We start from the raw sequence: 12,343 nt of genomic DNA, 5'->3' as shown, positions 1-12,343 counted from the left end.
CCGGGTCCGGCCGGAACCGGTGGGATCCGATGGAACCCGATGGGACCCGATGGAGGGGGACGGTAGCTGACGAGGCGTCAGACGGCCAGGGGTGCGGGCTCCTCGGCCGTCTCGTCCTCGGCCGGTGCCGGGACGGCGGGCTTGGGCAGCACCACGTACAGCAGTCCGGAGACCACGATGGTGGCCACCCAGCCCAGGCCGTACTCGCCGACCGGGTTGTTCGCGGCGAGCGGGCCGGTGAACCAGTCCGAGGTGGTGAAGAGCAGGCCCGAGACCAGGCCCACCGCCCAGGCGGCGACGGCGGCGGGGGAGAAGCCGCCGGTGTACCAGTAGGCGCTGGTGGGAGTGGTGTCGAGGAGCGCCTTCGCGTCGTACTCGGTGCGCCGCAGCATGTCCGCGCCGAAGACGCCGACCCAGGCCGAGAAGGCGACGGCGAGCAGCGAGAGGAAGGCGATGAAGGAGCCCATGAAGCTCTTGGCGACCAGCATCAGCACACCGCCGAAGGCCAGCGAGATCACGGCGTTGACCGAGACCGCCCAGTGGCGCGGGATCTTGAAGCCGAGGGTCTGCGCGGTGAAGCCGGCCGAGTACATCGACATCGAGTTGATCAGCACCATGCCGACCAGCGCGATCAGCAGGTACGGCACCGCGATCCACAGCGGCAGGATCTCGCCGAGGAAGGAGACCGGGTCCGCGGCCGAGGCGAGGTCGGGGGTGGAGACCGCCATGACCGCGCCCATCAGGACCATCGGCAGCACCACGATCCCGGCGCCGCCGACGGAGCTCGCCACCATCGCCCGGGACGAGGCGGTGCGCGGCAGATAGCGGGTGAAGTCCGGGGCGGACGGGATCCAGCTGACACCGCCGGCGGCGATCAGACCGGTGCCCGCCACCATCAGCGACATCTTCCCGGCCGGACGGTCGAAGACCGCGCTCCAGTCGGTGTTCAGCGCCAGATAGACCAGCACGAGCACGGAGAACGCGCCGAAGAGGTAGGTCGCGTACTTGTTGCACTTCTGTACGACGTTGATGCCGAGGCCCGAGATCGCGAAGGTCGTCACCACGAAGAGCAGCAGCGTCACGATGATCAGGAAGGTGTTGCTCCGGATGCCGAACACGATGTCCAGGACCGTGAGCATCGCGTAGGCGCCGGTGACCGCGTTGATCGTCTCCCAGCCCCAGCGGGCGACCCAGATCAGCGAGCCGGGCAGCAGGTTGCCGCGCTGGCCGAACACCGCGCGCGAGAGCGCCATGCCGGGCGCGCCGCCGCGCTTGCCCGCGATGGAGATGAGCCCCACCAGGCCGTAGCTGACGACCGGCGCGGCGACCGCGACGACGATCGCCTGCCAGAAGTTCAGCTGGTACGTCACGACGAGGCTGGCGCCCATCGTGAGCAGCAGCACGCTGATGTTGGCGGCGACCCAGGTCGGGAAGAGCTCGCGGGTTCTGGCGGTGCGCTCACTGTCGGGGACGGGCTCAAGGCCACGGGTTTCCAGTGCGCCTTCGGACTGGGAGGTGGTGCTCATGGGGGTGCGGTTGCCTCTCGCTCGGCTCGGAAGGAGCCGGTGGGGGTCATCTCGGGGGACTCTACGCGCGTTGATGCCTCCTCTTCCATCGTAACTTAATACGACGATTGCCCCATAATTCCCTTTGATCTTCATGGGAAGACACGAGCGGGCCCCCTCGGTGGCCCATGACTGATACTGGGGACGTTATGGAATTCGTCATCCTTGCCGTAGTCATCGCCCTGGTCGCGGTCGGCGCGATCAGCGGGCTCGTGGTCAGCAGCCGCAAGAAGAAGCAGCTGCCGCCCACGGCACCGCCGTCCACGCCGACCATCACTGCCCCGCCCGCCGAGCCGCACGTCGGCGACGACGCCGCGGAGAGCGCCGAGGAGCAACGCCGCGCCATCGAGGAGGTCGCCCTCCCCGAGGCCCCGGCGAGCCCCGTCGTGGTCGAGGAGGCGCCCGTCGAGGCGCCCGCCGCGCCCGCGATCGAGGTGCCCGAGCCGACGGCCGGCCGTCTCGTACGGCTGCGCGCCCGGCTCGCCCGCTCGCAGAACTCGCTGGGCAAGGGGCTCCTCACGCTCCTGTCCCGGGACAACCTCGACGAGGACACCTGGGAGGAGATCGAGGACACCCTGCTCACCGCGGACGTGGGCGTCGCCCCGACCCAGGAGCTCGTCGAGCGGCTGCGCGAGCGCGTCCGGGTGCTCGGCACCCGCACCCCCGCCGAGCTGCGCGCGCTGCTGCGCGAGGAGCTCGTCGCGATCCTCCGCCCGGACTTCGACCGCACGGTGAACACCGAGGGCAACACCGCCGAGGGCGGCGCCGAGGTCCCCGGCGTCGTGATGGTCGTCGGCGTCAACGGCACCGGCAAGACCACCACCACCGGCAAGCTCGCGCGCGTGCTGGTCGCCGACGGCAAGTCGGTCGTCCTGGGCGCGGCGGACACCTTCCGCGCCGCCGCCGCCGACCAGCTCCAGACCTGGGGCGAGCGCGTGGGCGCCCGTACCGTGCGCGGCCCCGAGGGCGGCGACCCGGCGTCGATCGCCTTCGACGCGGTCAAGGAGGGCATCGCGGAGGGCGCGGACGTCGTCCTCATCGACACGGCCGGACGGCTGCACACCAAGACCGGGCTCATGGACGAGCTCGGCAAGGTCAAGCGGGTCGTCGAGAAGCACGGGCCACTCGACGAGGTCCTGCTCGTCCTCGACGCGACGACCGGGCAGAACGGGCTGGTCCAGGCCCGGGTCTTCGCCGAGGTCGTCGACATCACCGGCATCGTGCTGACCAAGCTGGACGGCACCGCCAAGGGCGGCATCGTCATCGCCGTCCAGCGCGAACTGGGTGTGCCGGTCAAGCTCATCGGGCTCGGCGAGGGCGCGGACGATCTCGCGCCGTTCGAGCCCGGCGCGTTCGTGGACGCGCTGATCGGGGACTGAGCACCCCTCGCGGAGCGCGGACGCCCGTCCTCACCGAACGGATGAGGGCGGGCGTCGTCACGTCAGGACGGCGCCCGGTGGCAGATGTACGCCAGGGTGCCCAGCAGCAGACGGGCCTCCGGGGGGCGGGTCGCGGTGTCCAGGGACGGGGGGCGCAGCCAGTGCACGTCCGCCGACGGGGGCGCCTGCACGTACTCCCCCGGACCCGGGCAGACCAGGTCCAGATCGGCGTCGTCCCAGCCCATCCGGTAGAGCAGGAGCGGCAGTTCGGCCGCCGCCCCCGGCGCCACGTAGAAGTGCGTGCGGCCCGCCGGGGTCGTCGAGACCGGGCCCAGCGGCAGCCCCATCCGCTCCAGGCGCACCAGCGCCCGCCGCCCGGCCGGCGCGGCCACGTCCAGGATGTCGAAGGCACGGCCCACCGGCAGCAGTACCGAGGCCCCCGGACACTCCGCCCACGCCTTGCCGACCTCGTCCAGCGTCGCCCCCGCCGGCACCTCGGGGACGAAGTCCAGCGGGTGCGCACCCGGCGCAGGGCAGAGCGGATCGCCGCAGGAGCACTGGCCGGAGAGCGCCCGCGCCCCCGGGGCGACGTCCCAGCCCCACAGGCCCGTGTACTCGGCCACCGCCGTGACCTCGGTCGCGCGCCCGCGGCGCCGCGGACCGGGCCGGATTTCGCGGATCCCCCGGCCGCCGCCGATCGTGAAGCCCATGCCCCCTCCAACGGGTGAGACGCGACGGTGGTTACGATCCGGAGTCCCCTGATCGCGCACCGCGCACACCATGGCGCGCGGCGGAAGGGGGAGGGTGGTGCGAAACCGGTCCGCGCGCCCCGGCGTGCACCGTCCCGCCAACTCCTGATCGACCTGTGTCAAGTGAATCGCGCACGGAGCCGGGGGAGTTCATTCGAAGGGGTGGCGAATGGTGGCGTTTACGGAATCGCCCTCGCCAGACCGGTGATCGTAGAATTACTCTGAGTGTACGAACCCTGGAACGCGCGCACTCGCGGGTATGCCAACGGCAAGGAGCTGTACCGTCCCGGGGGTCGCGTCCTGAGGACGGAAAGCATCAACTCGCGGCATCCTGGCGGGAGTTCGCGTGACGGATCCGACGGATCCGTCGATCCGACAGGGGTTCGCGTGACCAAGACGACGCACGGGGCTTTAGCCGAATGGGGGCGTTCCAGTGGGCGGCAGTGGGGCTAGCGGTACGAGCGCCGGCAAGCGCCCCAACGAACAGCTGAGTTCGTGGTTCGTACGGAGCGGCTGGTCGAAGGGCGAGCTGGCACGCCAGGTCAACCGACGGGCGCGCCAGCTCGGCGCCCACCACATCAGCACGGACACCTCCCGGGTCCGCCGCTGGCTCGACGGCGAGATGCCGCGCGAGCCCATCCCGCGCATCCTCTCCGAGCTGTTCTCCGAACGGTTCGGCAGCGTCGTGGCCGTGGAGGACCTCGGGCTGCGCACCGCCCACCAGTCCCCGTCGGTCTCCGGCGTCGACCTGCCCTGGGCGGGCCCCCAGACGGTCTCCCTGCTCAGCGAGTACTCGCGCAGCGACCTGATGCTGGCCCGGCGCGGCTTCCTCGGCACCTCCCTGATGCTGTCGGCCGGCCCCGCCCTCATCGAGCCCATGCAGCGCTGGCTGGTGCCCGCGCCGCCCGCCGAGTCCATCAACGTCGAGACCCCCGCCAACGCCCGGCGCCCCTCCCGGCTCTCCCCGCCCGAGCTCGACCTGCTGGAGACCACCACGGAGATGTTCCGCCAGTGGGACGCCCAGTGCGGCGGCGGACTGCGCCGCAAGGCCGTCGTCGGCCAGCTCCACGAGGTCACCGACCTCCTCCAGGAGCCCCAGCCCGAGGCCACCGCCCGTCGGCTGTTCCGGGTCGCGGCCGAACTCGCCGAACTCGCCGGGTGGATGAGCTACGACGTGGGCCTCCAGCCGACCGCCCAGAAGTACTTCGTGCTCGCCCTGCACGCCGCCAAGGAGTGCGGCGACAAGCCCCTCGGGTCGTACATCCTGTCCTCGATGAGCCGCCAGATGATCCACCTCGGCCGCCCCGACGACGCCCTGGAACTCATCCACCTCGCCCAGTACGGCAGCCGCGACTGCGCCACCCCCCGCACCCAGGCGATGCTGTATGCGATGGAGGCGCGCGCGTACGCGAACATGGGCCAGCCCAGCAAGTGCAAGCGGGCCGTCAGGATGTCCGAGGACACCTTCGGCGACGCCGGGCTCGACGGCGAGCCGGAGCCCGACTGGATCCAGTTCTTCTCCGAGGCCGAGCTCAACGGCGAGAACGCCCACTCCTTCCGCGACCTCGCCTACGTGGCCGGCCGCAGCCCCACGTACGCCACCCTCGCCGAACCCGTCATGGAGCGCGCGGTCGAGCTCTTCGGCAAGGACGACGTCCACCAGCGTTCGTATGCGCTGAACCTCATCGGCATGGCCACCGTCCACCTCCTCAAGCGCGAGCCCGAGCAGTCCACCGTGCTGGCCGCGCAGGCGCTGAAGGTCGCCAAGACGGTCCGCTCCGAGCGGGTCAACACCCGGCTGCGCAAGACCGTCGACACCGCCGTGCGGGACTTCGGGGAGGTGGCCGAGGTCATCCAGTTCACCGAGCTCCTCGGCCAGGAGCTGCCCGAGACGGCCGAGGCCGTCTGACCGCCCCGGGCGCCGCCACGGCGGCATACAGAACGCCGGCCGCGACGCACGTCCCGGCACACTCCGACTCGGCTCCCCCCGCCAGGTCGACCGGGAGACGTCGCGGCCGGTCACCCCGGAGCGGGTACGGGCACCGCGACCACCCCCCCAGGGCGATGATCCGGCAGTTCATGTCCACGTAACACGCCCGACCTCTTCGTCACGGCGGCGAAACATCGAGCGGCATCGACGGAAACCGCGCTGCGCCAACCTCATGGCGCATAACGGCCCACCCTTTCGCAGCCACTCGTTCGCCCCCGCACGGGCCGCCGTACCGACGACGAGGAGACGCCGATGCCCCCAGGCATCACGCTCGCAGCCGACACGCCTCAGCTGTCCAGCGCCAACACCGGGTTCATGCTGATCTGCTCAGCGCTGGTGATGCTCATGACCCCCGGCCTCGCCTTCTTCTACGGAGGCATGGTCCGCGTCAAGAGCACACTCAACATGCTCATGATGAGCTTCATCAGCCTCGGGATCGTCACGATCCTGTGGGTGATGTACGGCTTCAGCCTCAGCTTCGGCGAGTCCAACGGCTTCATCGGCTGGTCCAGGGACTACTTCGGGCTCAGCGGCATCGGCATCGTCCAGCTCTGGCCCGGCTACACCGTCCCGGTCTACGTCTTCGCGGTCTTCCAGCTGATGTTCGCGGTCATCACCCCGGCGCTGATCAGCGGCGCGCTCGCCGACCGCGTCAAGTTCAGCGCCTGGGCGCTGTTCATCACCCTGTGGGTCACGGTCGTCTACTTCCCGGTCGCACACTGGGTGTGGGCCTCCGACGGCTGGCTCTTCAAGAAGGGCGTCATCGACTTCGCGGGCGGCACTGCCGTCCACATCAACGCCGGAGCGGCGGCCCTCGGCGTCATCCTCGTCATCGGCAAGCGCGTCGGCTTCAAGAAGGACCCGATGCGACCGCACAGCCTGCCGCTGGTCATGCTCGGAGCGGGCCTGCTGTGGTTCGGCTGGTTCGGCTTCAACGCCGGCTCCTGGCTCGGCAACGACGACGGCGTGGGCGCCGTGATGTTCGTCAACACCCAGGTCGCCACCGCCGCCGCCATGCTCGCCTGGCTCGGCTACGAGAAGCTGCGCCACGGCTCCTTCACCACGCTCGGCGCCGCCTCCGGCGCGGTCGCGGGCCTCGTCGCCATCACCCCGTCCGGCGGCTGCGTCAGCCCGCTGGGCGCGATCGCGGTCGGCGCCATCGCGGGTGTGCTGTGCGCCATGGCCGTCGGCCTCAAGTACCGCTTCGGGTTCGACGACTCCCTCGACGTCGTCGGCGTCCACATGGTCGGCGGCATCGCCGGCTCCCTCCTCGTCGGCCTCTTCGCCACCGGCGGCGTACAGTCCGACGCCAAGGGCCTCTTCTACGGCGGCGGCCTCGACCAGCTCGGCAAGCAGGCCATCGGCGTCGGCGCGGTCCTCGGCTACTCGCTCGTCGTCTCCGCGGCCCTGGCCTTCCTGCTCGACAGGACGATGGGGATGCGGGTCACCGAGGACGACGAGGTCTCGGGCATCGACCAGGTCGAGCACGCCGAGACGGCGTACGACTTCAGCGGCGCCGGCGGCGGCACCGCCGTCCGCACGCACGCCCCGGCCGCGAGCGAGAAGGCAGCGCAGAACAAGAAGGTGGACGCATGAAGCTGATCACCGCGGTCGTCAAGCCGCACCGCCTGGACGAGATCAAGGAAGCCCTCCAGGCCTTCGGGGTCCACGGCCTCACGGTCACCGAGGCCAGCGGATACGGACGCCAGCGCGGCCACACCGAGGTCTACCGCGGCGCCGAGTACACCGTCGACCTCGTCCCCAAGATCCGCATCGAGGTGCTGGTCGAGGACGACGACGCCGAGCAGCTGATCGACGTCGTGGTCAAGGCCGCCAGGACCGGGAAGATCGGCGACGGCAAGGTGTGGAGTGTGCCGGTCGAGACGGCGGTGAGGGTCCGCACCGGCGAACGCGGCCCCGACGCCCTCTGAGTTGGCCCCCCGATCGGGTACGGACAGGAGCTGCCGGGTGACGAGTGTGGAAGCCAGCACAGAGACAGAGGACTCCGGATCCGGCGGCTACGCGGCGGCCCGGCTGCGCCTCCTCCAACAGGAGGCGCGGTCCGGGCCGCCGCGCCGTGCCGCCCTGGCCCGGCTCACCGACGCGTGGCTGGAGCGGCTCTTCACCGCCGCCGCCCGCACGGCCGGGGTGCGCGGCGCCGCCCTGCTGGCGGTCGGCGGCTACGGACGCGGCGAGCTGTCGCCCCGCAGCGACCTCGACCTGGTGCTCGTCCACGACGGCGGCGCGAGCGCGAGCGCCGTCTCCGCGCTCGCCGACGGCCTCTGGTACCCGGTGTGGGACCTGGGCCTGGCCCTCGACCACTCCGTGCGCACCCCCGCCGAGGCGCGCAGAGCCGCGGGCGCCGACCTCAAGGTGCACCTCGGCCTCCTGGACGCCCGCCATCTGGCCGGTGAGCAGAGCCTGACCGCCGCCCTGCGCACCACCGTCCTCGCCGACTGGCGCAACCTCGCCCCCAAACGGCTGCCCGAACTCGACGCGCTCTGCCGCGAACGGGCCGAGCGCCAGGGCGAGTTGCAGTTCCTGCTCGAACCCGACCTCAAGGAGGCGCGCGGCGGGCTGCGGGACGCCACCGCCCTGCGCGCGGTCGCCGCGTCCTGGCTCGCGGACGCGCCCCGCGAGGGCCTGGACGAGGCCCGGCGGCGGCTCCTGGACGTCCGCGACGCGCTGCACCTGGTCACCGGCCGCGCCACCGACCGACTCGCCCTCCAGGAGCAGGACGCGGTCGCCGACGCGCTCGGCGTGCTGGACGCGGACGTGCTGCTGCGGCAGGTGTACGAGGCCGCGCGGACCATCTCGTACGCCAGTGACGTCACCTGGCGCGAGGTCGGGCGGGTCCTGCGGGCCCGCTCGGCGCGGCCCCGGCTGCGGAGCCTGCTCGGCGGACGCACGGCCGCCCCCGAGCGGACCCCGCTCGCCGAGGGCGTCGTCGAGCAGGACGGCGAGGTGGTGCTCGCGCTCGCCGCGAAACCCGAACGCGACCCGGTGCTGCCGCTGCGGGCCGCCGCGGCAGCCGCCCGCTCCGGGCTGCCGCTGTCACTGCACGCGGTACGCCGGCTCGCCGCGGCGGCCCGGCCGCTGCCGGTGCCCTGGCCCGCCGAGGCCCGCGAGGAGCTGGTGACACTGCTGGGCGCGGGGGAGTCCACCGTGCCCGTCTGGGAGGCGCTGGAGGCCGAGGGCCTGATCACCCGGCTGCTGCCCGACTGGGAGCGGGTGCGCTGCCGCCCGCAGCGCAACGCCGTGCACACCTGGACCGTCGACCGCCACCTGGTGGAGACGGCCGTACGGGCCTCCTCGCTCACCCGCCGCGTCCACCGGCCCGACCTGCTCCTGGTCGCGGCCCTCCTCCACGACATCGGCAAGGGCTGGCCCGGCGACCACAGCGTGGCGGGCGAGGTCATCGCGCGCGACGTGGCCGCCAGGATCGGCTTCGACAAGGACGACGTGGCCGTGATCGCCGCGCTCGTACGCCACCATCTGCTGCTCGTCGAGACGGCGACGCGGCGCGACCTGGACGACCCCGCGACGGTACGGGCGGTGGCGGAGGCGGTCGGAACGGCGTCCACGCTGGAACTCCTGCACGCCCTCACCGAGGCGGACGCCCTCGCCACGGGCCCCGCGGCCTGGTCCTCCTGGCGCGGCTCGCTGGTGGCGGACCTGGTGAAGCGGGCGGCGGCGGTACTGGCGGGCGAGCCGGCCGACCCCGTACCGCCCGTCGCCACGGCCGAGCAGGAACGCCTCGCGATGGAGGCCCACCGCACGCGCGGGCCGGTCCTGTCGCTGCGCGCCCACCCGGAGGAGCCGGCCGACGAGGCGGCCCGCGAGCCGCTCGGCGTGGAACTGCTGATCGCCGTCCCGGACCGGCCCGGGGTGCTGCCGGCGGTGGCGGGGGTGCTGGCGATGCACCGCCTGACCGTACGGACGGCGGAGCTGCGGGCGATCGAGCTACCGGATCCGCTGGCCGAGGAGATCCTGCTGCTGGACTGGCGGGTGGCGGCGGAGTACGGCTCGCTCCCGCAGGCGGCCCGGCTCCGCGCCGATCTGGTCCGCGCGCTGGACGGCTCCCTGGACCTTCCCGCCCGCCTCGCCGAACGCGAGGCGGCCCGCCGCCGGGGCCCGGCCGCCCCTCCGCCGCGCGTCACGGTCGCCCCGGCGGCGTCCCGCCTGGCCACGGTGATCGAGGTCCGCGCCCAGGACGCGCCGGGCCTGCTGCACCGGATCGGCCGGGAACTGGACCGGGCGGGGGTACGGGTGCGGAGCGCGCATGTGTCGACGCTGGGGGCGAACGCGGTGGACGCGTTCTATGTGACGGACGGGGGAGGGGAGCCGCTGGGGGTGGAGGTGGCGGCGGGGGTGGCGCGGGGGGTGGAGCGCGCGCTGGCCCCGACGGGGGGTTAGCCCCCACCCCGCCCCTTCCCCAAACCCTCCGGGGGTGGGCGGGGGCTGAGGCCAGTCCCGGGGGCTACGCCCCCGGCCCCCCCCCCTGCGGGGCCTGCGGCCCCTGCACCCCGCTAGGGGGCTGCGCCCCCGGCCCCCGCCACGGGGCTGCGCCCTCTGTACCCCGGCTGGGGCTGCACCCGTCCCCGCTTCGGGGCTGCACCCGTCCCCGCTTCGGGGCTCCGCCCCGGACCCCGCTCCTCAAACGCCGGAGGGGCTGATGTGCTCCCCGCCCGAGGATCGGCAGATACAGCACCCCCAACCCCCAAGGGGCGCGGGGAACTGCGCGACCAGCCCAAGACGGACCCGCAGACAAAGACCGGGCCCAGAAGGGGCGCGGGGAACTGCGCGAGCAACCCAGGCCGGTCCGCAGGCGAACACCCGGCCCAGAAGGGGCGCGGGGAACTGCGCGAGCACCCCCCACCCCGCCCGCAGACAAAAAGGCACCCCATCCCCCGGAGGGACAACGCAACGGGGCGGGGTGGGGAAAACCTCTCCCGGGATACCCTGGGGGGCGTTCACCCGACCGCCCTACGAGCCGAGGATCCGCGACCACCGTGTTCGACACCCTCTCCGACCGCCTCAGCGCGACATTCAAGAACCTCCGGGGCAAGGGCCGCCTGTCCGAGGCGGACATCGACGCCACGGCACGCGAGATCCGCATCGCCCTGCTCGAGGCCGACGTCGCCCTGCCCGTCGTCCGCGCCTTCATCAAGCAGGTCAAGGAGCGCGCGTCCGGCGCGGAGGTCTCCCAGGCGCTCAACCCCGCCCAGCAGGTCGTCAAGATCGTCAACGAGGAGCTCATCACCATCCTCGGTGGTGAGACCCGCCGGCTGCGGTTCGCCAAGACCGCCCCGACGGTCATCATGCTCGCCGGCCTCCAGGGCGCCGGTAAGACGACGCTCGCCGGAAAGCTCGGCCACTGGCTGAAGGGCCAGGGCCACGCGCCCCTGCTCGTCGCCTGTGACCTCCAGCGGCCGAACGCCGTCAACCAGCTCTCCGTCGTGGCCGAGCGCGCCGGCGTCGCCGTGTACGCGCCCGAGCCCGGCAACGGCGTGGGCGACCCGGTCAAGGTCGCCCAGGACTCCATCGAGTACGCCCGGTCGAAGCAGTACGACGTGGTCGTCGTCGACACCGCCGGCCGCCTCGGCATCGACCAGGAGATGATGCGGCAGGCCGCGGACATCCGCGACGCCGTCAAGCCCGACGAGATCCTCTTCGTCGTCGACGCCATGATCGGCCAGGACGCGGTCAACACCGCCGAGGCCTTCCGCGACGGCGTCGGCTTCGACGGCGTGGTGCTCTCCAAGCTCGACGGCGACGCCCGCGGCGGCGCCGCGCTGTCCATCGCGCACGTCACCGGCAAGCAGATCATGTTCGCCTCCAACGGCGAGAAGCTCGACGACTTCGACGCGTTCCACCCGGACCGCATGGCGTCGCGCATCCTCGACATGGGTGACCTGCTCACCCTGATCGAGCAGGCGGAGAAGACGTTCAGCCAAGAAGAGGCCGAGAAGATGGCCTCCAAGCTGGCGTCCAAGAAGGGCCAGGACTTCACGCTCGACGACTTCCTGGCGCAGATGGAGCAGGTCCGCAAGATGGGCTCCATCTCCAAGCTGCTCGGCATGCTGCCCGGCATGGGGCAGATCAAGGACCAGATCAACAACATCGACGAGCGCGACGTGGACCGCACCGCCGCGATCATCAAGTCGATGACCCCGGGCGAGCGCCACGACCCCACCATCCTCAACGGCTCGCGCCGCGCCCGTATCGCCAAGGGTTCCGGCGTCGAGGTCAGCGCCGTCAAGAACCTCGTCGAGCGGTTCTTCGAGGCCCGCAAGATGATGTCGCGGATGGCCCAGGGCGGTGGCCTGCCCGGTATGCCCGGCATGCCGGGCATGGGTGGCGGTCCCGGCCGGCAGAAGAAGCAGCAGAAGCAGGCCAAGGGCAAGCGCAAGAGCGGCAACCCGCTGAAGCGCAAGGCCGAGGAAGAGGCCGCCGCCGCCCGCCGCGAGCAGGGCCCCCAGGCGCTGCCCGGCGCCGCCCAGGTCCCGCAGGACTTCGAACTGCCCGACGCCTTCAAGAAGTTCATGGGCTGACCGGCCCGTACGTACGTACGTCCCGTACGAGGACCCGCCCGTCCTCTCGTACCTCCTGGTACGGAAGCTCGTACCTCCTTGTACGGAAGAGAGGGGCCCGCTGCCG

The 12,343-nt window shown here is 72.2% G+C and carries 8 protein-coding genes; 6 read left to right on the top strand and 2 right to left on the bottom strand.

What is annotated here, in order from left to right:
* Positions 1-77: 77 nt before the first annotated feature.
* Complete coding sequence (locus ACZ5ID_RS11890; protein ID WP_468896354.1) at positions 78-1,526, bottom strand: cytosine permease; 1,449 nt, start codon at positions 1,524-1,526, stop codon at positions 78-80.
* 188 nt (positions 1,527-1,714) lie between these two features.
* Between ACZ5ID_RS11890 and ftsY the strand changes: the two genes are divergently transcribed.
* Positions 1,715-2,944 (top strand): signal recognition particle-docking protein FtsY, encoded by a 1,230-nt coding sequence (gene ftsY, locus ACZ5ID_RS11885; protein WP_468896351.1) that lies wholly within the window; start codon positions 1,715-1,717, stop codon positions 2,942-2,944.
* A gap of 62 nt (positions 2,945-3,006) precedes the next feature.
* On the opposite strand, the gene ACZ5ID_RS11880 is transcribed toward ftsY, so the two are convergent.
* Entirely contained in the window at positions 3,007-3,654 is a 648-nt protein-coding gene (locus tag ACZ5ID_RS11880) for a bifunctional DNA primase/polymerase (RefSeq protein WP_468896348.1), read from the bottom strand.
* Positions 3,655-4,126: 472 nt separating this feature from the next.
* On the opposite strand from ACZ5ID_RS11880, the gene nsdA reads away from it, so the two are divergent.
* The 5 genes from nsdA to ffh all read left to right on the top strand — a co-directional run bounded on the left by nsdA (position 4,127) and on the right by ffh (position 12,237).
* A complete protein-coding gene (nsdA, locus tag ACZ5ID_RS11875; protein ID WP_468896345.1) occupies positions 4,127-5,602 on the top strand; it encodes a transcriptional repressor NsdA in 1,476 nt (491 codons plus the stop codon).
* A gap of 333 nt (positions 5,603-5,935) precedes the next feature.
* Positions 5,936-7,279, top strand: a complete 1,344-nt coding sequence (locus tag ACZ5ID_RS11870; RefSeq protein WP_468896342.1) for an ammonium transporter — start codon at positions 5,936-5,938, stop codon at positions 7,277-7,279.
* The gene (locus tag ACZ5ID_RS11865; protein WP_004924863.1) at positions 7,276-7,614 is read left to right on the top strand and encodes a P-II family nitrogen regulator; all 339 of its coding nucleotides are present in this window, start codon (positions 7,276-7,278) and stop codon (positions 7,612-7,614) included. Before ACZ5ID_RS11870 ends, ACZ5ID_RS11865 begins: the two co-directional genes overlap by 4 nt.
* Before the next feature lie 37 nt (positions 7,615-7,651).
* Positions 7,652-10,099, top strand: coding sequence for a [protein-PII] uridylyltransferase (locus tag ACZ5ID_RS11860; RefSeq protein WP_468896339.1), 2,448 nt, complete (start codon positions 7,652-7,654; stop codon positions 10,097-10,099).
* Between the two features lie 596 nt (positions 10,100-10,695).
* A complete protein-coding gene (gene ffh / locus ACZ5ID_RS11855; RefSeq protein WP_468896336.1) occupies positions 10,696-12,237 on the top strand; it encodes a signal recognition particle protein in 1,542 nt (513 codons plus the stop codon).
* Positions 12,238-12,343 lie beyond the last annotated feature (106 nt).

It is taken from the genome of Streptomyces sp. NPDC031670 (assembly GCF_055580545.1).
The sequence above is the reverse complement of the archived record's forward strand: the minus strand, read 5'-3'. Positions and strand labels throughout refer to the sequence as shown.

Excerpts from the sequence above, each read along its gene's own strand:
- ACZ5ID_RS11890 (WP_468896354.1), bottom strand. The coding sequence starts at position 1,526 with ATGAGCACCACCTCCCAGTCCGAAGGCGCACTGGAAACCCGTGGCCTT.
- ftsY (WP_468896351.1), top strand. The coding sequence starts at position 1,715 with ATGGAATTCGTCATCCTTGCCGTAGTCATCGCCCTGGTCGCGGTCGGC.
- ACZ5ID_RS11880 (WP_468896348.1), bottom strand. The coding sequence starts at position 3,654 with ATGGGCTTCACGATCGGCGGCGGCCGGGGGATCCGCGAAATCCGGCCC.
- ACZ5ID_RS11870 (WP_468896342.1), top strand. The coding sequence starts at position 5,936 with ATGCCCCCAGGCATCACGCTCGCAGCCGACACGCCTCAGCTGTCCAGC.
- ACZ5ID_RS11865 (WP_004924863.1), top strand. The coding sequence starts at position 7,276 with ATGAAGCTGATCACCGCGGTCGTCAAGCCGCACCGCCTGGACGAGATC.